24 protein-coding genes and 2 pseudogenes are annotated in these 22,476 nt (G+C 48.0%); 22 read left to right on the forward strand and 4 right to left on the reverse strand.

The window, feature by feature from the left end; genetic code table 11:
- Positions 1–115 precede the first annotated feature (115 nt).
- Positions 116–382 (reverse strand): annotated as a pseudogene (locus AC3ITG_RS08690) (SunI/YnzG family protein).
- 401 nt (positions 383–783) lie between these two features.
- Here AC3ITG_RS08690 and AC3ITG_RS08695 point away from each other — a divergent pair.
- Positions 784–1,611, forward strand: a pseudogene (locus tag AC3ITG_RS08695) (formylglycine-generating enzyme family protein); the annotation flags it as partial.
- 35 nt (positions 1,612–1,646) lie between these two features.
- Here the strand turns inward: AC3ITG_RS08695 and AC3ITG_RS08700 are convergent.
- The 3 genes from AC3ITG_RS08700 to AC3ITG_RS08710 all read right to left on the reverse strand — a co-directional run bounded on the left by AC3ITG_RS08700 (position 1,647) and on the right by AC3ITG_RS08710 (position 4,219).
- Complete coding sequence (locus AC3ITG_RS08700; RefSeq protein WP_452563092.1) at positions 1,647–2,753, reverse strand: MFS transporter; 1,107 nt, start codon at positions 2,751–2,753, stop codon at positions 1,647–1,649.
- A gap of 88 nt (positions 2,754–2,841) precedes the next feature.
- The gene (locus AC3ITG_RS08705; RefSeq protein WP_489253486.1) at positions 2,842–3,372 is read right to left on the reverse strand and encodes a TetR/AcrR family transcriptional regulator; all 531 of its coding nucleotides are present in this window, start codon (positions 3,370–3,372) and stop codon (positions 2,842–2,844) included.
- A gap of 76 nt (positions 3,373–3,448) precedes the next feature.
- Positions 3,449–4,219, reverse strand: a complete 771-nt coding sequence (locus AC3ITG_RS08710; protein WP_109999488.1) for a DeoR/GlpR family DNA-binding transcription regulator — start codon at positions 4,217–4,219, stop codon at positions 3,449–3,451.
- Between the two features lie 262 nt (positions 4,220–4,481).
- Between AC3ITG_RS08710 and AC3ITG_RS08715 the strand changes: the two genes are divergently transcribed.
- The 21 genes from AC3ITG_RS08715 to AC3ITG_RS08815 all read left to right on the forward strand — a co-directional run bounded on the left by AC3ITG_RS08715 (position 4,482) and on the right by AC3ITG_RS08815 (position 22,455).
- Positions 4,482–5,447, forward strand: coding sequence for a metallophosphoesterase family protein (locus tag AC3ITG_RS08715; protein ID WP_310852417.1), 966 nt, complete (start codon positions 4,482–4,484; stop codon positions 5,445–5,447).
- Between the two features lie 42 nt (positions 5,448–5,489).
- The gene (locus tag AC3ITG_RS08720; protein WP_489253487.1) at positions 5,490–6,347 is read left to right on the forward strand and encodes a DMT family transporter; all 858 of its coding nucleotides are present in this window, start codon (positions 5,490–5,492) and stop codon (positions 6,345–6,347) included.
- Between the two features lie 72 nt (positions 6,348–6,419).
- On the forward strand, positions 6,420–7,307 hold the full coding sequence (locus tag AC3ITG_RS08725; protein WP_489253488.1) for a glycoside hydrolase family 43 protein: 888 nt from the start codon (positions 6,420–6,422) through the stop codon (positions 7,305–7,307).
- Positions 7,308–7,568: 261 nt separating this feature from the next.
- Positions 7,569–8,120 (forward strand): nucleotidyltransferase family protein, encoded by a 552-nt coding sequence (locus AC3ITG_RS08730; RefSeq protein WP_489253489.1) that lies wholly within the window; start codon positions 7,569–7,571, stop codon positions 8,118–8,120.
- 52 nt (positions 8,121–8,172) lie between these two features.
- Entirely contained in the window at positions 8,173–8,904 is a 732-nt protein-coding gene (locus tag AC3ITG_RS08735) for a YdcF family protein (protein ID WP_489253490.1), read from the forward strand.
- Between the two features lie 154 nt (positions 8,905–9,058).
- Positions 9,059–9,580: a hypothetical protein gene (locus tag AC3ITG_RS08740; protein WP_489253491.1), complete on the forward strand. Its 522-nt coding sequence runs from the start codon at positions 9,059–9,061 to the stop codon at positions 9,578–9,580.
- Positions 9,581–9,662: 82 nt separating this feature from the next.
- Positions 9,663–10,544 carry a TIGR01777 family oxidoreductase gene (locus tag AC3ITG_RS08745; RefSeq protein ID WP_489253492.1) on the forward strand — a complete coding sequence of 294 codons (882 nt, stop codon included), beginning with the start codon at positions 9,663–9,665 and terminating at the stop codon, positions 10,542–10,544.
- 207 nt (positions 10,545–10,751) lie between these two features.
- Positions 10,752–11,753: a beta-ketoacyl-ACP synthase III gene (locus tag AC3ITG_RS08750; RefSeq protein ID WP_489253493.1), complete on the forward strand. Its 1,002-nt coding sequence runs from the start codon at positions 10,752–10,754 to the stop codon at positions 11,751–11,753.
- Entirely contained in the window at positions 11,743–13,038 is a 1,296-nt protein-coding gene (locus tag AC3ITG_RS08755; RefSeq protein ID WP_489253494.1) for an ATP-grasp domain-containing protein, read from the forward strand. The genes AC3ITG_RS08750 and AC3ITG_RS08755 overlap by 11 nt, the downstream gene beginning before the upstream one ends.
- Positions 13,035–14,030 carry an NAD-dependent epimerase/dehydratase family protein gene (locus tag AC3ITG_RS08760; RefSeq protein ID WP_489253495.1) on the forward strand — a complete coding sequence of 332 codons (996 nt, stop codon included), beginning with the start codon at positions 13,035–13,037 and terminating at the stop codon, positions 14,028–14,030. Before AC3ITG_RS08755 ends, AC3ITG_RS08760 begins: the two co-directional genes overlap by 4 nt.
- On the forward strand, positions 14,024–14,884 hold the full coding sequence (locus AC3ITG_RS08765; protein WP_489253496.1) for an MBL fold metallo-hydrolase: 861 nt from the start codon (positions 14,024–14,026) through the stop codon (positions 14,882–14,884). The genes AC3ITG_RS08760 and AC3ITG_RS08765 overlap by 7 nt, the downstream gene beginning before the upstream one ends.
- Positions 14,881–16,197: a F390 synthetase-related protein gene (locus AC3ITG_RS08770; protein WP_489253497.1), complete on the forward strand. Its 1,317-nt coding sequence runs from the start codon at positions 14,881–14,883 to the stop codon at positions 16,195–16,197. The genes AC3ITG_RS08765 and AC3ITG_RS08770 overlap by 4 nt, the downstream gene beginning before the upstream one ends.
- Before the next feature lie 79 nt (positions 16,198–16,276).
- Positions 16,277–17,197 (forward strand): SDR family oxidoreductase, encoded by a 921-nt coding sequence (locus tag AC3ITG_RS08775; RefSeq protein WP_489253498.1) that lies wholly within the window; start codon positions 16,277–16,279, stop codon positions 17,195–17,197.
- A 41-nt stretch (positions 17,198–17,238) separates the two neighbouring features.
- A complete protein-coding gene (locus tag AC3ITG_RS08780) occupies positions 17,239–17,361 on the forward strand; it encodes a hypothetical protein (RefSeq protein ID WP_489253499.1) in 123 nt (40 codons plus the stop codon).
- Between the two features lie 21 nt (positions 17,362–17,382).
- Positions 17,383–17,964: a DJ-1/PfpI family protein gene (locus tag AC3ITG_RS08785; protein WP_376032551.1), complete on the forward strand. Its 582-nt coding sequence runs from the start codon at positions 17,383–17,385 to the stop codon at positions 17,962–17,964.
- Positions 17,961–18,542 (forward strand): GNAT family N-acetyltransferase, encoded by a 582-nt coding sequence (locus tag AC3ITG_RS08790; RefSeq protein WP_489253500.1) that lies wholly within the window; start codon positions 17,961–17,963, stop codon positions 18,540–18,542. The genes AC3ITG_RS08785 and AC3ITG_RS08790 overlap by 4 nt, the downstream gene beginning before the upstream one ends.
- A complete protein-coding gene (locus AC3ITG_RS08795) occupies positions 18,539–19,420 on the forward strand; it encodes a serine/threonine-protein kinase (RefSeq protein ID WP_489253501.1) in 882 nt (293 codons plus the stop codon). The genes AC3ITG_RS08790 and AC3ITG_RS08795 overlap by 4 nt, the downstream gene beginning before the upstream one ends.
- Before the next feature lie 237 nt (positions 19,421–19,657).
- The gene (locus tag AC3ITG_RS08800) at positions 19,658–20,353 is read left to right on the forward strand and encodes a GNAT family N-acetyltransferase (RefSeq protein WP_489253502.1); all 696 of its coding nucleotides are present in this window, start codon (positions 19,658–19,660) and stop codon (positions 20,351–20,353) included.
- Between the two features lie 158 nt (positions 20,354–20,511).
- Positions 20,512–20,856 carry a hypothetical protein gene (locus AC3ITG_RS08805; protein WP_489253503.1) on the forward strand — a complete coding sequence of 115 codons (345 nt, stop codon included), beginning with the start codon at positions 20,512–20,514 and terminating at the stop codon, positions 20,854–20,856.
- Between the two features lie 190 nt (positions 20,857–21,046).
- Positions 21,047–21,871, forward strand: a complete 825-nt coding sequence (gene murI, locus AC3ITG_RS08810) for a glutamate racemase (protein ID WP_489253504.1) — start codon at positions 21,047–21,049, stop codon at positions 21,869–21,871.
- Positions 21,872–21,903: 32 nt separating this feature from the next.
- A complete protein-coding gene (locus tag AC3ITG_RS08815) occupies positions 21,904–22,455 on the forward strand; it encodes a histidine phosphatase family protein (protein ID WP_489253505.1) in 552 nt (183 codons plus the stop codon).
- Positions 22,456–22,476 lie beyond the last annotated feature (21 nt).

The raw sequence follows: 22,476 nt of genomic DNA on the forward strand, positions 1-22,476 counted from the left end.
TCTACTAACTTAAAAAAGGCGTCAGCAAGCATAAGAAATTATGCGAATGCTGACGCTTTTTTAGGTTTCGTCTTTTTTGTGAATGGATGAGGTTTGAATAAAGAGCTAACCTGCATTATTGAATATTGGATAGTATGGCACTGATTTTTGGAAATAAAGTCTCACTGGAAGTAAACAGGATGTAGGATTGATGGGTTGTACGGATTAGAATTGTTTCGGAAGCGCCATACGCTGCGCCGATTCGAACGGCTGAAGGCTAACTTCCACCATATGTATCATCAAGGGTAACTGCTTTAATATCTGAGATGGGAATTTCTATTTTGGAAAGCTGCCAACGGATGATGAGTTGATTCTCTACTTGCTGTACTTTGATGCCTAACATAATATGACCTCCTTTAATGTCTCAGCTAACCATGTAATTCTTCCTCTTCCTAACTAAAATGCGTGTTCAAACTTTCAACCTTACGTTTTTATCTGGGTGAAGAAATGACAACAACACCGTATCCGAATATTCGCCCTGCCGTGTACAATAGGGAGAACGAGTCTTAAACCTAACCATAGAAGGGGATGCTTGAGATGCATGATCGGCTGCCAAAGAAACCCTCTTCCTGCTGCTGCGCTGCAAGCCGAGACGGTAAGTTGGAGGAAAAGAGTCTGCCAGAGGAAACGGCTGCAGCGGTAGAGGCTGTTGAGGACAAACCATCCAGTCATACCAGTTATACAGCTGATTTCACGATAGCTCTAACCAATAGAGCAGAGAAGAAAGAAAGCATTCGTATTGAAGGTGGGCGTTTCTTGATGGGTACGAATGACCCCGAAGCTTTTGAAGCAGATGGGGAAGGCCCCGTCAGGGAAGTTCAGGTGAAATCCTTTTATCTGGATGCCTGTACGGTAACCAATGCAGAATTTGCACAGTTTGTTCGTGAGACGGGGTATCGGACTGAGGCGGAGTGGTTTGGCTGGTCTTTTGTTTTTCATCTGTTCGTTTCTCCGGAAACGGCGACTCAAGTTCGAAACGTGGTTCAACAGACACCCTGGTGGTGGGTTGTTGAAGGTGCGGATTGGGCTCATCCCGAAGGACCCGAATCTCATGTGAATGATCGCTCTGATCATCCGGTTCTTCATATCTCATGGAATGATGCCAATGCCTATTGCCGCTGGGCGGGTAAACGTCTGCCCACAGAAGCCGAATGGGAGTACGCAGCCCGTGGTGGCCTGATTCAGAAAAAATATCCCTGGGGCGATACGTTAAGGCCAGATGGACAGCACTATTGCAACATCTGGCAGGGTGTATTTCCGACGAAAAATAATGCAGCCGACGGTTATGCAGGCACCGCTCCATCCCAATCATTTCCTCCCAATGCATACGGACTTTATAATATGTCAGGCAATGTATGGGAGTGGTGCGCAGACAACTACGTTACGGATCATGAGAAGGCTACGGCTGCTGACACGGAATTATCTCCTCATGAAGATCGCAAGGTGTTAAAAGGCGGTTCCTACCTATGCCACCGTTCCTACTGCAGTCGCTATAGAGTGGCGGCGAGAATTCCCAACACGCCTGATACATCTACTGGGCATATTGGCTTCAGATGCGCAGCGGATGTATAGTATGTTGGTCTGCTTGTTTGAGAATAAGGCTCGGGCTATTTCACCCGAATGAGTAATCCGAACAGACCCAGTACAGCAAAGGCCAGAAATGCTGTAGTGTTGGAGAACATCTCAATGGTGTAACCCGCTATCGATGAACCTATGAACTGCCCTGCACCAAGCGCGAGAAAAGCAAGGCTGATTCCGATGGACGTATTTGGACGAAATAACCTGGTCGCCCACACGATGAATACACTGGTCAGGAAAATATAGGTACTGCCAAACATAACGGCTGAGACCAGGCTGGCGGCCATCGATGGAAGAAGGATAACGCCAAGTGAAACAGATAACAGCAGAAGGCCTATCCGATAGGACCATCCAATTCCGATGCGTTCAATAATCCGGCCAGCACACCCGCCGAGAATCCCCATAATCCCCATTACAATCCAGAACAGTACGGCTTCCGAATCGGAGGCCCCCTTTTCGTCCGTAAGGAAGTTTCGGGCAAAGGTCCAATAGATCGCAGAACTGATACCTGTCAGTAGGGAAGCCATGAGCAGAGCCACACCGGGTCTGGTCGGCTTCATGCATGCCCAGAGGGACTTGGTACAAGGCTCTGTTTTGCGTGGGGAAAGAACACGTCTATTCCACAGCACCACCCCAACACCGAGAACAGCAAAGAAGATGTAGGTCAAACGCCAATACTCGGTGAACAGCCAGTAGATCGGACCGGATACGATAATGCCAAAGCTGGTACCTGTGTTAATCCAGCTGTTCCCTCTGGCTTGCTGATCAGGCGCAAGCTCAGCATAGACGGTGTTACCCAATGCAGGAGAGGCTAAGCCTGTACTTAATCCGGCAAGAAATACGCCTAGTGTGAGAACAAACACGTTTGGAGACAAGGCAATGCCCAATAAACCGAGCACAGCACTAACACCCGCTATTTGAATGACATGATAGTGCCCGATGCGATTAATTAACAGTGGAGCACTAAGTAGAGAAAGGCAATAAGCAATGTAGGTTGCGGAATTGATTGCTCCGGATTGGGCATCGTCCAGTTGGAGTGCTTCCGAGATCTCCGGCATAAACAGCCCATAGCTGAATCTCCCGAATGCATAACATACAGCGATAAGGGCAATCCCTGGGAAAATAATTTTTTTCATCAAATCCACCGCCTTTTAGATAGAACGATCATTATATTTTCTTTGAAATAAAAAAGTGAGTTGAACTACTAACTCACCCAGTGTGGGACTACTTGAAACTATTCTGCGTCATGTCAATGAGTTCCCGACATACGCTATTTACATTTTCTGTCTCAGCGAGTGCAGTAGAACCCTCCAGCAGCAGGTTAAATTGCAGCACTGCACGATCACTTGCGGCAGGATCAAGATTTTTGATCAAGGTCATCACATGTTTCTTATGCGCGTTGACAGTTTGTACAATGACGTTGTCTGGATCTCCGCCAAATTCCTCCTTGGCACGCAAAAACAAACATCCTCTCGACTCATGCTCCATCAACCAGCGTGCATGTCCTTCCGCCAGATTGAGGAATATGGGCTGCGCTTTGTTGTCGGCATACTGCCGCAACTGCTCCAGATAGCGCTGTTCTCGCCGCCGAAGTACTTCAACAATGAGATCATCCTTGGAGTTGAAGTGATTATATAACGTCATGATGGCGATCCCGGCATCTGTGATGATTCGCTTCAAGCCGATAGAATGAAAGCCGTGCAGGTAGAATAATTCCTCAGCCACGTTCAACAGCATTTCCTTTTTACTGCTCATAAGAAATAATACGCTCCTTTCAGAATAAGATAGAACGATCATTATACTTCTAAAATATAGAAAATGGCTCACATTGTCAAATGCTGTGAACCATTTCGATTTCCATTTGGTGAAGAGCATCTATCCATTCTGTGGGACATCCAGAATCTGTGATCACCATAGATATTTGATTTATAGGTGCAATCTGGGCGAAGGTTGAACGTCCAAACTTGGTATGATCGGCTACCAAAATGGCTTCCTCCGCACGCTCCATCATTTTGCGGGAGATGAGTGCCTCTTCCAGCACATAATCTGTGATTCCATCCGTTAACGAAACGCCGCCTGCTGAGATGAACGCCTTGTTGACTTTGAATTGACTGAGTAATTCATGAGCAATGGGTCCAGTAGAGGCTTGTACGACCGGGGTGACTTCTCCTCCTGCGAAAATGATTTTGCCTGCAAACTCCTCCAGTGCACAGGTAAGAATGGGGACGGAGTTGGTTATGACGGTCACCTGAGACCGATGTCGCAACTGTCGCATGATCTCTAGCGTTGTTGTGCCGTTGTCCAGCATTACGGTCTCTCCATCCTCGATCAGAGAGGCAGCTGCCACGCCAATGGCCTGCTTTTCGTTCAGTTGAAGCTGCGCACGCTTTTGAAATGGAGCTTCGATCATGCCTGAACGTACACGTACAGCACCTCCATATACTTTGCGCAATTCGCCTTCCTTTTCAAGTCGGTCCAGATCCCGCCGAATCGTCTCCGTGGATACCTGGAACAGATCCGCCAGAACCTGTACCTGAACTTTGCCCTGGGTAGCAAGTTGGATAAGAATGGTGTGTCTGCGTTCTTCATATGTTAAAGACATGTTTGTGCCTCCTGAAGTTTCGATTCTAAGTTCTATTTATTCTAGAGTTGTGAGATAGTGTGGATTGTTGTTGTTTTAATAGTTTATGTTGGAGAGAAGACCTTGTCAATTTTGAAATGGATATAGTGAATATATTCTGTTTTTAATATGTATTGACAGCAATATGATGTGACGATAAGATCATATAAAACAACGTAAAACCACAACAAACAACATTGGAAACTTTAGTCCATAGTACATGGATCAACAGGGAGGAAAAAGGGTGAAACGTCAGCTTGGTTTTCAAAAAAATGGAACATTCAAAATCGTGCAATTTACAGATCTACACTGGAAGGATGGGCGACCTGAAGATCTTCGGACCGGGCAATTAATGAAGACGGTCATTGAAGCGGAACAACCCGATCTGGTTGTCTTTACAGGCGACGTCATTTACACGGGACCGGTTGATCCTGGCAATAAGGAATGTGAACACCCGGAGCAGGCATTCCGGGATGCTGTGTCTGTAGTGGAAGAGCGTGGTATTCCGTGGGCTTTTGTATATGGCAACCATGATACAGAGAATCGGATTACCCCCGATGGATTAATGGATGTGATTCAGGAGCATGCCCATAATGTGACAGAACCTGGTCCACGTGAAATTGCGGGACTAGGCAATTACACACTGGAGATTGCCGGAGCGGATGGCCGTCCGGCAGCAGTGTTGTATTTACTCGATTCAGGGAACTATTCCCAGTTCGAGTCCATTCCCGGTTATGGGTGGATTCAGCCCAATCAGATCCAGTGGCTGATGTCTGAATCCACACGCGTCAATCCCGGCCGCAGCCGCGGGGAGAAGCTCCCAGCCTTGGCGTTTTTCCATATCCCGATTCCTGAATATCAGTCCATGTGGGACACACAGACCTGTTACGGCAGCAAATACGAACCTGTCTGCTCTGCCCAAGTGAACTCAGGTCTGTTCTCTGCACTGCTGGAGATGGGCGATGTGATGGGGACCTTTTGCGGACATGATCATGTGAATGATTTTCAGGGGACTTACCATGGCATTCGTCTCTGCTACGGGCGTTCGAGCGGGCACAGCACATATGGAAGGGAAGGCATGCTGCGCGGAGGACGGGTCATTCAATTGCAGGCGGGACAACGCAGCTTTGATACCTGGCTTCGTCTGGAAGACGGATCGGTCGTGAAGGAACAGCCAGAACATCAACCTGAGAGCACTTCGGCACATTAGAGAATATAGAAGAGCAAGGCATTAGAGAGGAACGTTTTGATTATGATTTTACCTATAGTTCTGGTGCTCGCTTCCGGGATGGCTCACGCTGTCTGGAGTATGTTCACCAAACGCAGTTTAAACAAAAGTGTGTTTTTATGGTCCATCATGATGATTCCAACCGTAATACTGCTGCCTGTGCTTATTGTGGAATTGGTACGGGAACCTTTATCCATGCCAGTCTATGCACTACTCGTGTTATCGATGGCGCTGCAAGCCTTGTATTCCTGGCTGCTATCGCAGACGTATGAATTGGGCGATTTGTCGCAGATTTATCCGATTATGCGGGGAACGAGCACCTTGTTGGTGCCATTGATCGGTGTTGCTTTTCTGGGGGAAACGTTATCCATGTTCGGCTGGGTCGGTATTGCCTGCATGATTGTAGGATTTACGGTGCTGAGTGGTGTGGGAAGTAGAGTTGGCAAATCTGGCTCAAGTGTAACAGGATCAAAGCCGGTGCTTATGGCCTTATGTGTCGGGTTATGTACAACCAGTTATGTGTTCGTGGACAAATTAAATCTAGAGCATATTTCACCCCTGTCGTTACTTGAAGTGACGAACATTGGCTTTGTTGCCGGCTTGACTCCGGCGCTGCTCGCTTCCCGCCAACTGCGTCAGGAGTGGAAGAAGAACCGATCAACCATTATGCTGGGAGCGCTGCTGAATCCGGGCTCGTACTTGTTGTTTCTGTTTGCATTGCAGCAGGCGCCAATGGCTAGACTGGGCCCGCTTCGGGAAGTAGGAACGGTATTCGCGGCCTTCCTCGGTATTTTGTTATTGAAAGAACAGCAGGGGAAAAAGCGTATTCTCTGTTCCATCGTTATTTTTGGCGGCATATTGATGATTGGTATGTGGGGTTAATGGAATTCCAGTATTTGGAGATATGGTGTATACTCATGGTTAATGGACCGCTTTCATGAGGAGGATGAACCAGTGAACGTGCACCGTTTGGAAGATATTCATTTTCGTGATCCCTACATACTGGCTATACCATCGCGCAAGAAATATTATTTATACGGCTCTATCGGACAAAATGTGTGGAACGGCCCAGCCATCGGTTTTGATGTCTATGAGAGCGAAGACCTGATCCATTGGAGCGGTCCTTCCCCATGCTTCCGTGCACCTGCGGACTTCTGGTCCGATCACCACTATTGGGCCCCGGAAGTATATGAATGGGAAGGTCGCTTTTATATGTTTGCCAGCTTCAAGGCGGAAGGTGTTCCGCGGGTAACAGGTGTGTTGGTGGCTGATCAGCCGGAAGGACCTTTTGAATTGTGGTGTCGCTCCCTTACGCCTCCCGATTGGGAATGCCTGGACGGTACATTGTATGTGGACGATCAGGGTGATCCGTGGATGATCTTTTGCAAGGAATGGGTGCAGGTGGAGGATGGGGAGATGTACGCGGTACGTCTGAAACCGGATCTGAAAGGAACGATAGGAAAGCCTGATCTGTTATTCAAAGCTTCCGAAGCGCCATGGTCTGTCGGAGGTGGAGAACAGCAAAACCGTTATGTCACGGATGGTCCGTTTCTATATCGCATGCAAAATGATGAACTCGTCATGATGTGGTCCACATCCGGTCAAGACGGTTATACACTTGGGCTGGCCCGCTCGGTGTCCGGCAAACCGCAAGGTCCATGGAAGCAGGATGACAAGCCGTTGTTCGCCAATAATGGAGGACATGGGATGCTGTTTCGCACGTTTGAAGGACAACTGTGTCTCACCATTCACGCTCCGAACAATCATCCGAATGAACGACCCGCTATTTTCCGTATGCAGGAGAAGAACGGACAACTGACGCTTATGGATAATCACACGTAAAATGCAGAAAATGCAGATCACGTATACGGGAAAGGCATCGGCCTAATCCTTTATTCGATCTCTTCAATTCATCCCCTCAGGGTAAATAATCTTAAGGAACATCTGTTCAGATGAGCCTAGGATGACTGCCTGAGGGGATTTGTTTATTTTATCGCAGGTACTCAAACATGATATATTGGAAGGAGCAGTGTGTCGGTAATGTAAAAGTGAGCAATGATAGCTCTACAATGAAATGGACAGAGTGACGGGGAGAGACGTTATATGCTTCATGAGGCAAAGTTGATTCAGGCGATTACGGAGAATGAACAATTAATGCACGATCTGCGGCGGGTTCGCAGTCTTCATCTGCCTCAGTGTTACATAGGTGCGGGGTATATTCGCAATTACATCTGGGATGTGCTTCATGGCTATCCTCTTCGCGAACTGCACAGCGATATTGATGTTGTTTACTACGATACGGAAGACATGCGTGAGGAGCGGGACCTGCTGCTGGAACAACGGCTTCGCGAGCAGACAGGCAATTCCAAGTGGTCGGTGAAAAATCAAGCGAGAATGCATCGGCGCAATGGAAATGAGCCCTATCAATCCACAGAAGATGCTCTTCGATATTGGCCAGAAATCGTCACAGCTATAGGTGTACAGTTGGATGAACAGGATCTGGTGGGCATCTGTGCTCCGCATGGGCTGGAGGATCTGTATGCGTTAATCGTACGCCAAAGTCCGTTTTTCTCGGATGCAGACTATTATAATCAGCGTGTAGAGAAGAAATGCTGGCAACAACAGTGGCCCAAGCTTACGATCATAAGATCCTGAATTAAGAACATATGACGGAAGTGAAGGCCCGAGAAGGAGTGTTACTGGATTTATGAAAAAGTTTATACGAGAAAAAGGCCTGATCCTAGATCTTATTTTCATTGCATGTTTTGTGTTCTTCCTTGTTTTCTGGGGCTGGAACTTCGCGGTGAAGTTTTTTGCCATGATCACTGTAGCTTTTATCGTGTTAAGGCGGATTGATTATAAAAAGCATATCCTGCTGAAACGCATTCTGCTTACCGGGTTCGGGATTGCTGCAGTTTCATTTGTTATTATCGAAGCACTTGTGTTTACTCAGCTTAGCGCGAATGATCCGGAAGAAGCGGACTATGTCATTATTCTCGGGTCGGGCATCAAGGGAACAGAATTGTCATTGACCTTGAAACAAAGGCTGGATGCCAGTCTGGACTATATCCGAAGTCATCCTCAGACGCCAGTGATTGTATCCGGCGGGCAGGGGCCGGGGGAATCGATTCCAGAAGCACTCGCCATGAAAAACTACCTTGTTGATCAGGGCATCAGCCCTACACAAGTCATTATGGAAGATCGATCGACGAGCACCCAGGAGAATATGGCTTTTTCCAAAAAAATCATTGATGCATCCGGGCTGGAGCATCCCAAGATCATGATTGTCACAAGTGATTATCATATGTTCAGATCCAAGTACCTGGCCGCCAAGAACGGTTACGCTGCCGAATACGGCATCTCCGCTCCTTCACCGGGTTATCTAAAACCGATCAATATGATACGGGAGTATTTTGCATCGGTTAAAGCGTTTATCTAGTTGCTGTTTGCTTCTCAATTAGGAACACGAAAGGCAACCTATGCTCTCCTGAAAGAGTAAGGTTGCCTTTTTGTCATCGTTAAAGTGATTCAAGGATAACCCGCCAAATCATGATATAATATACGTCATTAATAGAAGAACGATGTAGGAGTGAATGATCATTACAGCATATATGTTACCTGCTCTCTATGAGCAAAAGAAAGTTTCAGCGCATGACATGGAAGAGATTGTACGTCTGTTGGCACACGCACCATTACTATATGATGACGGGCTGACAATTCAAGTTCAGGACTTCATGGAAGGGTTGGAGATCGAGCTTGAGCATGAGGTACGGCGCGCAGTAATCGAGTTGTATGAACTGGCTGTGCAAGCTTGTCGTCCCTTCTCCGAGCCATCTGCTTATGAGCAGCTTCAGGATGCACTTGGACTACAGGCTGAACTATGGCAGGCAGAAGTGCTGACGCTTGCCGAATGGATGGAATGGTTGAAGCAGATCGGTAAAGGACAAAGAAAACTGCCTGAATACAATTTTACAGCCATGCTGGGGAATTTGCCTGAAGGGTTCATGATTCATGATTTCCATGATGAGCTTATGTATCAGTTGGAGCAAAACTCAGCGAACGCATGGGCGATCGAAGAACGCAATCGCTTATACGCAGCATTGGGCGCAAATTAAAATCAAACAAAACGGTCGCAGACGGTGTTAGTCCATATATAGCGTACTTGCTTTACCCAGTATGGGGAAATGAGGGGATACCGTGAAAAAGGTTGTGTTGGCGGGTGGAACAGGGTTTGTTGGTCAGGATTTTGCCCAAAGATTCAAGGAGCTTGGTTATGAGGTACTCATTATCTCACGTCAGCCCGGTCATATTGCCTGGGAGAACCAGGCTGGAATCATACAGGCACTTGAAGGTGCAGAATTGCTGATTAACCTGGCCGGAAAATCCGTAAACTGCCGTTACACGGACGAGAACCGCAAAATCATTCTGGAATCCAGAACTCGAACAACCCGCATTTTGGGCGAGTCTGTTCTGGCCTGTAGCAACCCTCCTGAACTATGGATTAATTCGAGCACGGCCACAATATACAGACATGCAGAAGATCGTCCCATGACGGAAAAAGAGGGCGAGATTGGCTCCGGATTCTCAGTTGATGTCGCCACGGCGTGGGAAAAGGCTTTTTTCGAATTCAGTCTGCCGTCTACACGTCAGATTGCATTACGGATTGCCATTGTGCTGGGAGAAGGTGGCGTCATGGAGCCACTGACCAATCTGGTCCGCTTTGGGCTGGGTGGATCACAAGGACCTGGAACCCAGCAGTTTAGCTGGATTCATATAGAAGATTTGTTCCGGATGGTGATCTATGTTCAGCAGCATCCGCAACTGGAGGGTGTATTTAATGCTTCCTCTCCGCATCCTGTCACGAACGGCCAGCTTATGGAGAGTCTGAGGCGGCAGATGGGGGTTCGGATTGGACTTCCTTCACCTCGTTGGATGCTGGAACTGGGAGCGCGATTCATCCGGACTGAAACAGAACTGGTTCTCAAAAGCCGTTGGGTGATCCCCGAGAGGCTGGAAAGAGAAGGATTTACATTCAGATATGATACGCTCGATCTTGCACTAGCCGAGATTTTGAAGTAAAGAAATCAATCAACTTGACTGAATAAAAAAGATAACACAACGGGAGGGGCAGAGATATCTGCCCTTCTGCTGTATTTTCTAAAGCACTTCATCATCACGTTTAGCATAACAGCGATCAGAAGGTTGTTCTATCATCGGAGTTTTAGTGTAAATATTCATTAGTTGAACTTATATCGTCAGTCAGAAGAAGAGAAAGAGGTAGGTCATATGCAGCTTAGAAGAGTGAGAATTGTTGGATCAGGCAAGTATTTGCCTGAACAGGAAGTCACCGACGAGGAGTTGGATCGGCGTTTGCAGGTGCCTGCGGGCTGGGTCAGCAAAGCAACAGGTGTAGGTGTACGTCATTACGCTTCCGGTGCAGAGACCTCTTCCTTCATGGGAGCGAGGGCTGCCGAAGCCGCACTTGCGGATGCGGGATTGACGTTTGCAGATATAGACTGCCTGGTGTGCACGAGCGGTACCAAAGAACAACCTTTACCCTGTACGGCGGTATTCATTCAGCAGGCGATGGGGGAGCAGGATTCAGGTGTACCGGCTTTTGACATGGATGCGACCTGCTTAAGTTTTCTGAACGGGTTGGATGTTATCTCCTATATGGTGGATGCCGGGCGTTATAAAAGGGTACTGCTTGTAGCTACGGAGATCGCTTCGAAGGGATTGAATTGGTCGAACAAGGAAAGTGCTGCCCTGTTCGGTGATGGAGCTGCTGCTGTCATTATTGAACGCTCCGCTGAAGGAGAGTCTTCGCAGATTGTACATGCCTCGCTGAAAACGTACAGCCGCGGCGCGCGGTTTTCGGAAATTGCAGGAGGAGGTACTCGTCTGCATGCCTCAAATTATGCGGCAGAGCAGCCGGAGCCCTATCTTTTTCATATGGATGGACAGGCCATCTTCCGTATGGCTTCCAGATTGTTGCCAGCATTTATTGACGATATGTTGCTGGCAACCGGTAATCAGATAAAGGATTTCCAATTGGTGATTCCGCATCAGGGAAGTGCCATGGCGATGAGGCTGATCCGCAAAAAGCTGGGAATCGAAGAGGACCGTTTTATGGACATTACACGAAATCACGGCAATACCATTGCCGCTTCCATTCCGATGGGGCTGCATGAAGCGATCAAGCAGCAGCGCATTCAGAGGGGAGATCGGGTGCTAATGATCGGAACAGCCGCCGGATTGTCACTGGGAGGACTCATTTTTGACTACTAGATTCACGAAGAATGGACATGAAACATCAGAATCCTTAAATGTGCTGCTCACAGGCGGCCGGGCTCCGGTAACCCTCGATCTGGCGCGTATGCTTCATCGTGCGGGTCACCGGGTTTACGTCGCGGAGAGCGTGGTGCGTCATTTGTGCAGATTGTCCAGTGCGGTGGAGCAGTGTTTCATGGTTCCTTCTCCGCGTCATGAAACAGAGAATTATTTGTTAGAGATGGAGAGTCTGGTTCAAGCCTGGCAGATCGACTTGTTGATTCCGATGTGTGAAGAAGTTTTTTATATTGCTCAAGGAGCAGAGCGGCTGGGTGATCACTGCAGTGTACTTGTTTCGCCTATAGAGCAACTGCATGAATTGCATCATAAATATCACTTTATCCAGATTGCAGAGTCGCTTGGTCTTTCGGTTCCGGATACCCGTCTGATCAACAGTCGGCAGGAATGGATGGAAGCGCAGGCTGATTTGGAAATAGAAGGGGAATGGGTATGGAAGCCCGTATACTCCCGTTTTGCTGCCAGAGTTCGTATGCTGATATCCTCTACTGCAGTCTTTGATGGAGACGTACCTGGTAAGAAAATATATAGGAGTAAAATGAAGCAGCACCGTTTACAGAATGATCCTCCTGGTGATACGGAAATATCCTCGGCTTCCCCTTGGGTTGCGCAGGCTTATGTTGCCGGGCAAATGTTATGTACATACAGCGTAGCTTATGAAGGGAAAATCGTTGCACATACAACCTACGACAGTCGCTATCGAACGGGTAGCGTAGGAGCCAGTGTTTTTTTTGAACATGGGGAGCATGAAGGAATTTACGAGTGGGTAAGGCGATTTGTACAGGCGACAGGGTTTAGCGGGCAGATTGGTTTTGATTTTATCGAAACAGAGGACGGACAAGTGTATGCCATTGAGTGTAATCCGAGGGCGACCAGTGGAATCCATTTGTTTTACCCTGGTGATGACTTGGTACGTGCTTTAATTGCACCTGAAGAACTGGTGAAAGCAGCAAAGGTGGTCATTCCCAAGCAAGGAAGCAAAGCGATGTTGATGCTTCCGATGCTGGGAAGTGGATTGCAGCAGCTCTGGGGGAAGGGCAGCCTGCGGACATGGATGACAGCCTGGCGGGGAACGAGGGATGTGGTGTATATGAGACACGATGTGAAACCTTTGTTTGAGCAATTTGCGATTGTACTCTCCGCCTGGCGGCTGGCAAGGAAACATAAGTTTTCGCTGACTGAAGCTTTGACTCACGACATAGAATGGAACGGTGAACAACGATGAATAGAGCATTGGTTACAGGAGCAACCGGATGTCTGGGCAGGCATCTGGCGATACGGCTTGCAGAGCAAGGCTGGGAAGTTACAGGTATGGGACGCCAGCAAAAACACGGTGCACAGCTTGAGGCGGCAGGCATTCGATTTTACAACGGAGATATACGGGATCAGGCGGCGGTGAATGAGGTCTGTTCGGGTCAGGATGTTGTGTTTCACTGTGCGGCGTTATCGTCGCCATGGGGCAAATACCGGGATTTTTACAGCAGCAATGTGGAAGGGACACAGAATGTGGTAGATCGTTGCATGAAAGGTGGCGTACAGCGCTTCATTCATGTATCAACGCCGAGCTTATATTTTAACTACAGTCCGCGATATGACATACATGAGAATGACCCCTTGCCATCCAAACCAGCCAATCATTACGCAGCCACCAAGCGGCTCGCTGAGCAAGTGGTTTTGCAAGCTCATGCCAATGGACTTCCATCGATCATGATTCGTCCAAGAGCTATTTTTGGCCCGTATGACCAGACGCTTTTTCCCAGAATCGTTGCAGCAAATGCCAAATCGGGTGTACCTATGATCGGAGGCGGACAGGCATTCATTGACCTAACTTGTGTGGATAACGTGGTGGATGCGCTGTTGTTATGCAGGGGTGCCAAGAACGAAGCGCTGGGTCGTGCTTACAATATTTCCAATGGAGATCCGCGACCGTTCCAGAATTTGGTGAGCACGTTGTTTGGAATGCTGGAAATGCCTTTACGCCGTCTAAACATTCCCTACAGAGCAGCATACGGAGCAGCGGCAGTGCTGGAACGTGTACACCGTTTGATTCCTGCGCTAGGTGAACCTCAATTGACGCGGTATACGGTTGGTTCGTTATCGATCCCGCAGACGCTGGATATTACGGATGCCCGTGAGAAGCTGGGGTATGAGCCTCGGTTAACCATTGATGAGGGGTTACAACAATTTGCAGACTGGTGGAGGTCTGAATCATGCTGACAACAACTTCGGTAAAGCTTCATTTGGGCGCAGCGGGTTACTGCACACATCCGGAGTTTCTGACGCTGCGTGGTGGAAGTTTGCGTCCGGTGGCCTTTCCAGCCGGCTTTGCCTGCATCATTCATCCTGTACATGGTCCGATTCTGCTGGACACGGGATATAGCTCCCGTTTTTTCAAGGAAACCGTTCATTTGCCAAACGCGCTGTACCGTCATATTACACCTGTGGTCTATCGTGAAGAAGACAGTGCGGTACATTTTCTGGCTCGTATAGGACTGGAAGCTTCGGATATTCGGTACATCATCCTCTCGCACTTTCATGGGGATCATATTGCAGGTGTGCGAGAGTTTCCACAGGCGCAATTGATCTATCTGCCAAGAGCCTATGATGCCGTGCGTTCACTTGGACCCATTGCGGCTGTAAAGGCAGGGTTTCTTTCCGGGCTGCTGCCAGAGGACTTTGATGCCCGATCATTGCCTGTTACGAAGCAGCCGGAGCGATGGGTGGGAGCGGGTGAGGATTTCCCTTTTCCCGAGGTATACGATATTTTCGGTGATGGCAGTCTGCTGGGTGTTGAGGTATCGGGTCATGCGGAAGGCATGATGGGAATTATGCTCAGTACGGAGTCACATGACTATTTTCTGTGCGCGGACGCGGTGTGGTCGAGTCGTGCTTTTCAGGAACAACGCAGACCTCACGCACTCGCTGGAATCATTATGTCGGATCGTCAGGCGTATCGAAGAAATTTTGACAGACTCGTTCAGTTGCATCAGCAGTTTCCAGCGATTCGGATTGTGCCCAGTCATTGCCGCGAGGTGCTGGAAGCTTGGGGTTCAAAGGGTGAGCACATATGAGCAGTACACTGCGTATTGTCTACCATTATGCACTTGCACGAGGATTGAGAAAATGGAAAACACGGGTGCAGCTTGAACGCTGGCAGGAACGCCAGATCATTCGGCAAGTGGAGCGAGTTCGTAAAAAGTCGCCTTTTTACCGGGAGTGGTGGGGTGATGTTGATGCAGCCAACTGGAGAAGCTTTCCGCTAATTGACAAAACCATCATGATGCAGCAGTTCGATCGGCTCAATACGGTGGGCATTTCCAAGGACGAAGCGATGGCTCTCGCCGGGGAAAGCGAGGAAACGCGTGATTTCAAGCCATCCGTTCAGGGCGTGACGGTAGGCTTGTCCTCAGGCACATCAGGCAACCGGGGGTTGTTTCTGGTGAGCGATCAGGAGCAGGATGCGTGGACAGGGACTGTGCTGGCTAAGCTCCTGCCTGGCGGACTGTGGAAGCCTGCCAAGATCGCCTTTTTCCTCCGGGCCAACAGTAATCTGTATGAATCGGTGCAGCGGAGTAAGCTGCAATTTCAATATTTTGATCTGCTGGAGCGTGTCTATACCTTGGTTGAGCGTATGGAAACATACCGACCCACCGTATGGGTAGCGCCGCCTTCCATGCTGAGAATGTTGGCTGACGCTTATACGTCAGGCACATTGACCACTGTACCGGACAAAATCATTTCGGTTGCTGAAGTGCTGGACCCCCTGGATCGCAAGGTGCTGGAGAGTGTTTTTGGGCAAACGATTCATCAGGTGTACCAGTGTACGGAGGGGTTCTTGGGCGCAACCTGCCGCTTCGGCACTTTGCATTTGAATGAAGATATCGTTCATATTGAAAAAGAGTTCATTGATCCCACGACCCGGAGGTTCATGCCTGTGATCACGGACTTCTCCAGAACCTCACAGCCGATTATCCGGTATCGGCTGAACGACATTCTGACCGAGGCAGCGGCTCCTTGTGCCTGTGGGTCTACATTCACTGCCATTGAGCGTATCGAAGGCCGCTGTGATGACACGCTTTATTTTCCACATCGACAAACGGGCGAAGCCGTACCTGTATTTCCGGATTTTGTTACGCGTGCGGTGATTGCAACCTCTCCAGTTATTGAGCATTATCGCGTCGTACAGCGAGGTAACGGGATGTTGGAAGTATCGCTTCGGCTCGGAGGAGGAGAAGGGATGCAGCAGGTGGAAGTTGGTGTGAAGCGGGAGCTGATGAAGCTGGGAGAGCGGCTGGAATGCATCGTACCTGATATCAGATTCGTTCCTTATACGTTTGAACCGGGAATAACGAAGCTGCGCCGAGTGGAGAGACAGCACACTTGAGTGAAGTATTTTGATGATAGTGGCAACGAAGATAAATCCACTAAATCTACTAAATCCACCGAAGGAAGAGGTGAAGCAGATGACAGAACAGAAGATACAAACAGAGGATGATCATATACAGGGCGAAACAGGATCAACAGTGAAAAGATTGAAAGAATTCGATCCAAACGCTCCCGTGGTGTTAATTACGGGTACATCGAGTGGGTTCGGCATGCTTACGGCGATTACGCTGGCTAAACAAGGATATCGTGTTGTAGCAACGATGCGAGATTTGAGTCGGAATGCGGAATTGGCAAGGCTGGCGGAGCAGGCGGGTATCTCGGATTGGTTACAGTATATACGCCTGGATGTGACGGATGCTGATTCGGTGCAGGAGGCTGTTCAGTCAGTACTTCAAAACAATGGGCGGATCGATATGCTGGTGAACAATGCGGGTTTTGCGCTTGGTGGATTTATTGAGGAAGTATCCATGGATGATTGGCGTAGGCAAATGGAAACGAATCTGTTTGGCTTGATTGCCGTTACACGTGCGGTCCTGCCTTTCATGCGTGAGCAAAAGCAGGGATTGATCATCAACTTGTCCAGCGTCAGTGGATTGTCTGGCTTTCCGGGTTATGCGCCGTATGCTGCATCCAAATTCGCTGTGGAAGGTTTCACGGAAAGTTTGCGTCATGAGATGTCTTCGTTCAGTGTCCGGGTTGTGCTGGTAGAGCCAGGTGCTTATCGCACACCTATATGGAGTAAAGGCTTGGGTGAAATTCACAGGAGCGATCATTCTCCCTATAAAGATAAGCTGGACGCGGTTCTTCGTTATTCCCAGCATGCTGGAGAGACTGCACCTGATCCGCAGGAGGTAGCCGATCTGATTGCTCGCATTGCACGGATGCGTGCACCAAGGCTTCGTTATGCGCTGGGTAAAGGCTCACGTTTGCTTATCATCGGCAAATTGCTGCTTCCATGGAAATGGCTGGAGTGGATTATTGCGCGTGGATTGAAATAGAGCAAAACGCACTCAATTAATAATGCTGGGGGTAAAGAGCTATGTTCGAAATTATCGTCATTATTTTACTGCTGTTAATTGTTGGCCTGCTCTTCCGTATCAACAGTAAACTACCGGAACGTGATTGGGTGAAGGAAGCCATGGAGCGGGATGCGTCGAAATAAAAAATAATGGAGGGCTTTTATATGAAAATCGCTTTTGTTTTGTTTGATGGTTTGACTTTCCTTGATTTTGCAGGATTCTATGATGTGATCAATCGGTTGAATTTCTTTGAACAAACCAAAGGCACGACGTGGGAAACATGTGCGATGACAGATCAGGTTACGGACGAATCAGGCCTAACGTTGAAGGTGGACCGGGTGAAGCCTGATTTGGCGGAATATGATCTCGTTTTTGTGCCTGGTGGTATGGGAACACGTAAGCTTCGATTCGATGAGGCTTTTGTGGGCTGGCTGAGACAGGCCGAGAATGTTCCACTAAAGGTATCCGTGTGCACAGGCTCTCTGCTGATGGGTGCGGCTGGGTTTTTAACAGGTAAAAAAGCAACAACGCATCCCAATGTGTATGAACTGCTTGAGCCATATGTTGCCGAGGTGATTCAAACCCGGATTGTGAAAGATGGAAATGTGATTACAGCCGGCGGGGTAGCGACGTCCATTGATCTTGGGGTCTATGTTGTAGGTTTGCTTGCAGGCCAGGAAGCCGCAGATAATGTGAAGCTCCAGATCGATTATCCTTATGACATGCAGGGAGTTGTTGAAGCATGAATGGAGGTCAGAAGGAGAATGTGTTCATCCTTCGCAATATACGAAGAGATGAGGCAGAGAAATATTGGCCTTTGCGGCTGGAAGCACTGAAAAATCATCCGGAAGCCTTCGGGGCTTCATTTGAAATGTCGATTCAGCTTCCCATGAGTGAAGTGCAGGAACGCATACATACCGAACCCGATGATTACATTCTGGGTGCATATACAGAAGAAGGCATCCTCACAGGGACAATGGGGTTCAAAAGAGAACATGGACTAAAGCTGAGGCACAAAGGATACATCTGGGGAGTTTATGTCTCACCGTCTTATCGTGGATGTGGACTTGCTTCCCGCTTGCTCCGCGAAGTGTTGGATCGGGGCAGGGAACTGGAAGGCATGGAGCAAATCAATCTCAGTGTGGTTACCACAAACGAGTCAGCAAGGCGATTGTATGAGCGGTATGGGTTTGAAACCTATGGCATTGAGCGTAATGCGCTGGTCGTTCAGGGAAAAGCCTACGATGAAGCGCATATGACGTACTTTTATGCTGAGCGTTTGAATGTGAGCGATGAGCATGTTGAAGCGGGTGATGACATATGACGGACACGGTTCAGCTTGAACTTGACGGCATTTCTTTTGAGTTGAAAGAACCTCATTCATTCGAGTGGATCGCGCGCCTGGGTACCGTATTTCGTGTGTTTGATCAGCAGGATTCCGGCAATTTGTCCTTTGGTGTTCTGGGTCGGGACGGAGAGCGAAAATTCGTGAAATATGCTGGAGCACGCACGATACATGCGAGTAGTATAGGGGCGCCTGCCGAAGCGATTAATTATTTGAAATCATCCGTTTCAATATACGAAGATTTGGCACATGACACATTGATTCATTTAAAAGACCATTTTGCAACGGAACATGGCTACGCTTGTGTATTTGATTGGGTGGAAGGAGAATGTCTACATGCCCATTGGGATTTTCCACCACCAGCCAAGTATGAGGACCCTCGTTCCCCCTATTTTCGATTCAGCCAACTTTCGGTAAAGACGCGTATTCAGGCGATGGAGCATATTTTGGATTTCCACATCGAAGTGCAGCGTAGAGGGTATGTGGCCGTTGATTTTTACGATGGCAGTCTGATCTATGATTTTGACAAGCAAACGATGAAAATATGCGATATTGATTTGTATCGAAAGGGCTCTTTCACGAATACGATGGGACGGATGTGGGGATCATCCCGGTTTATGTCTCCTGAGGAATTAGAGTTGGGTGCGCCAATGGATGGAGTCACGAATGTGTTCAACATGGGAGCGATGGCTTTCTCACTGCTGGGTGGAGAGTTGGATCGTTCATATGCCAGATGGGATGCGGGAGAAGCGTTGTACCAGGTGGTTATTCGTGCGGTAGACCCTGAGCGAGCGAATCGCTATGCGACAGTTGCTGAATTAGGTGTTGCATGGAAAAAAGCCGTGCTGCAGTTTTAAATAAACTATATTGGATCATTGTCTAGACTTTAAAATCCTCTCGTATATTTCGTATTCGCAATTGTGCACATTGGATTCGTATCTGCACGGAATATACCGTATAATGGAAATTAATGAGGGGGTATAGACCATGTGCAAATATACGATATCAGGATTAATAATTGATTTTCTGAAGCAACATGACGCTGGGAAAAGAAGTGTAGGCGAACCAATATTGCAGAGGTTCATTCCGGATTTATGAATCCCATATCAATCCTTTCACCCATGAATATGATGGAAATTCAGGCAGATACATTGTATACGATGGACAATCAGAAGCGTCTGTTAAATATTAATGAACCGGATGGTGGGCAGGCTCCAGCCTTATTTATTGGGATAACCTCTGTTGGGCAATGCTCCTATTATCATGAGCAGTTGCCGTTCACTCTGATTGAGGAGTTAGGCTGTGACACTGAGCTTCCGCTCGATATTACGAAGCTGATTCGGAGAGTGGAGACTTTTAAGCCAGTGAAGAGTGTATGGATGGGCCCGGCCTATGCATTTCCCGAGAAGTGCCGCGAATGGCGTCCAAATGTTCAGCTTATAGAGAGTCATCGTACTTTTTTGCTGGAAGAGCATTTTCCTGATTTAATAGAGCGTCTGCATGAAAAAATGCCCGTTGCCGCTTATGTTATTGAGAATTCGGCTGTCGCTGTATGTTGTTCAGCCCGTGTATCCAAACAGGGTGCTGAGGCAAGTCTCAATACGGTGCCTAATTTCAGAGGACAGGGTTATGCAGCAGAGGCGGTAAAGTGCTGGCAGTATCATGTTAAAGAGAGCGGGCGGGTTCCAATCTATAGTACATCGTGGGATAATATAGCTTCGCAGACTGTTGCCCGGAAGCTGGGACTAATCCAGTTTGGTGTGGATTTCAGCATCAAGACTTCGTCATAAAAGATGCATTCATTTATGTTAAATGAAGGGCATCAATCCGCTGCGTTGAAACCTGGAATCAAAAGTTGGTGTTGCAGCAATGATTAGGCATTTTGTACAAAAGAACCTGCAATAAGTCATTGTAGCGCATATCCGTATCTATCGGGATGAGTATAATTATGATCATAGCTTTGTCGAGTGTATTGATTATCGAGGGGAATCATTCGGCTTTTTGCTGTATTGGTCTAACTCAACTGGATGAGCATAAGATTCTCGAACAGGACAGGAGTGATTCCATGATTCGCAAACGTATTGCAAGCGGCACGGTGATGCTGTGTGCAGCATGGATGTTGGTAGCATGCTCGAATCAGATGGAAAGTCAGAACGTGAGCTGGAAGATTGAAAGCAATCTTCAGCAAATCGTGAACGAACCTGAGATTCTGACCAGCAGTAATCCAGGTGATTATATTGCTGCTAATACAGACGCGTATGCTCAGATCTGGATACGGGTGAAGAGGGACTGAACGTCCTGATTCAGCAGCTGGAGTCCAGTGCAGATAATGGCCTTAAGGAATGGCTTATGGCTCAGGCAAGTTCTGAGCTGCTCGGAGAGCGTAATCCCGTGGAACGCTGGCAAAGTGGCAAAGACTGGCTCAGACAGTATAAAATAAAGGTAGAATAACATAACTCACCTCCCAGTCATCATGAGCAGGAATGAGAGGTTCCAGGAACCTGAAAGAATACGTTATAGAGGTGAAACCCTTGAAGAAGAAAATTGCATTTTTTGACTCGGGAATCGGTGGTTTAACCGTCTTGCATAAGGCTTTGCATCAATTCCCTGAAGAAGCGTTTCTGTATTATGCCGATACGTTACATGTTCCTTATGGGACCAAGTCCGCCGATGAGGTTAGAGGACATATCTTCAATTGTGTGGAGGCTATTGTTCAGGAAAATGTGCAAGCGATTGTGATTGCCTGTAATACAGCGACCAGTCTGACCGTGAAGGATTTACGTGCCAAGTATGATATCCCCGTTATCGGGATGGAGCCTGCTGTGAAACCGGCAGTGGAAATGAATCGAAAAACTGGCAAAAGAGTGCTTGTATTTGCTACAGCCCTGACCTTGAGTCAAACGAAATATCATGAATTGGTATCCCGAGTGGATGATCACCACAGTGTCGATTCCATTCCATTACCTGAACTTGTGGAGTGGTGTGAGCAGTTGGACTTTGATCCACAGAAGATTGCGGCGTATTTCCGCCTCAAACTGGCTGACCTTGATATGAACTTATACGGTACAGTTGTGCTTGGCTGCACGCATTACCCGTTTTACACATCGATTCTTCGTACGGTTCTGCCAGATCATATTCAGATTATTGATGGCAGTACGGGAACGGTTAACCGCTTGAAGCAGCTTCTTGGGTTGGGAGAACAAAAGGGCGTGTGGACAGAGGATAATGTTACTTTTCTTAGTTCATCTGGCCGTTCGGAAGACCGGGAGAACATGCGAATTGCACTCGAATATCTGGAGAAGCATTGAATGTAATTTGAATCAACAGGAGTTGAAGGGCGATGCAGTCTATTTATCTCATTCGTCATGCCAAAGCAACAGGGCAAGAACCAGACGACGAGCTTACGGATGAAGGACTTCGTCAGGCAGAAGAACTTGCTGAGATGTTGGCGGAGCACTCTATACAATACCTTGTGTCGAGTCCGTGGAAAAGGGCACTTCAAACCGCTGCCCCACTGGGCAAAACTGTCCTGCAACATATACATACGGATGAACGTCTTCAAGAAAGGGTGCTTAGTACCCTTCATCTGGATAACTGGATGGATGTGCTTGAACGTACATACACGGACGAAGACTGGAGGGAAGAAGGTGGTGAATCTTCTCGTTTCGCGACAGCCAGGGGCCTTGAGGTGCTGGACGAGCTGTGGAGCCGGCCGGAGCATAGCGGAGCTGTGATTACACACGGCAATCTGTTATCTCTGCTCATTCGCAGCCATGATGCATCCTTTGGATTCGATGAGTGGAAAAATCTAACTAATCCTGATGTATATGTCCTGGAAAAACAGCAGGGGGATAAAGTCACACACTGCATTCGCCGTATATGGCGAAGTTAAACATAAAGAGAGTGCTCCAGC

Source organism: Paenibacillus sp. GL_099_B (assembly GCF_057835695.1).

Coding starts and splice junctions, on each gene's coding strand:
- AC3ITG_RS08740 (WP_489253491.1), top strand. CDS start 9,059: ATGATCATTACAGCATATATGTTACCTGCTCTCTATGAGCAAAAGAAA.
- AC3ITG_RS08720 (WP_489253487.1), top strand. CDS start 5,490: ATGATTTTACCTATAGTTCTGGTGCTCGCTTCCGGGATGGCTCACGCT.
- AC3ITG_RS08750 (WP_489253493.1), top strand. CDS start 10,752: ATGCAGCTTAGAAGAGTGAGAATTGTTGGATCAGGCAAGTATTTGCCT.
- AC3ITG_RS08785 (WP_376032551.1), top strand. CDS start 17,383: ATGAAAATCGCTTTTGTTTTGTTTGATGGTTTGACTTTCCTTGATTTT.
- AC3ITG_RS08775 (WP_489253498.1), top strand. CDS start 16,277: ATGACAGAACAGAAGATACAAACAGAGGATGATCATATACAGGGCGAA.
- AC3ITG_RS08790 (WP_489253500.1), top strand. CDS start 17,961: ATGAATGGAGGTCAGAAGGAGAATGTGTTCATCCTTCGCAATATACGA.
- AC3ITG_RS08760 (WP_489253495.1), top strand. CDS start 13,035: ATGAATAGAGCATTGGTTACAGGAGCAACCGGATGTCTGGGCAGGCAT.
- AC3ITG_RS08795 (WP_489253501.1), top strand. CDS start 18,539: ATGACGGACACGGTTCAGCTTGAACTTGACGGCATTTCTTTTGAGTTG.
- AC3ITG_RS08780 (WP_489253499.1), top strand. CDS start 17,239: ATGTTCGAAATTATCGTCATTATTTTACTGCTGTTAATTGTTGGCCTG.
- AC3ITG_RS08710 (WP_109999488.1), bottom strand. CDS start 4,219: ATGTCTTTAACATATGAAGAACGCAGACACACCATTCTTATCCAACTT.
- AC3ITG_RS08700 (WP_452563092.1), bottom strand. CDS start 2,753: ATGAAAAAAATTATTTTCCCAGGGATTGCCCTTATCGCTGTATGTTAT.
- AC3ITG_RS08815 (WP_489253505.1), top strand. CDS start 21,904: ATGCAGTCTATTTATCTCATTCGTCATGCCAAAGCAACAGGGCAAGAA.
- AC3ITG_RS08705 (WP_489253486.1), bottom strand. CDS start 3,372: ATGAGCAGTAAAAAGGAAATGCTGTTGAACGTGGCTGAGGAATTATTC.
- AC3ITG_RS08805 (WP_489253503.1), top strand. CDS start 20,512: ATGATCATAGCTTTGTCGAGTGTATTGATTATCGAGGGGAATCATTCG.
- AC3ITG_RS08800 (WP_489253502.1), top strand. CDS start 19,658: ATGAATCCCATATCAATCCTTTCACCCATGAATATGATGGAAATTCAG.
- AC3ITG_RS08735 (WP_489253490.1), top strand. CDS start 8,173: ATGAAAAAGTTTATACGAGAAAAAGGCCTGATCCTAGATCTTATTTTC.
- AC3ITG_RS08765 (WP_489253496.1), top strand. CDS start 14,024: ATGCTGACAACAACTTCGGTAAAGCTTCATTTGGGCGCAGCGGGTTAC.
- AC3ITG_RS08770 (WP_489253497.1), top strand. CDS start 14,881: ATGAGCAGTACACTGCGTATTGTCTACCATTATGCACTTGCACGAGGA.
- AC3ITG_RS08730 (WP_489253489.1), top strand. CDS start 7,569: ATGCTTCATGAGGCAAAGTTGATTCAGGCGATTACGGAGAATGAACAA.
- murI (WP_489253504.1), top strand. CDS start 21,047: ATGAGAGGTTCCAGGAACCTGAAAGAATACGTTATAGAGGTGAAACCC.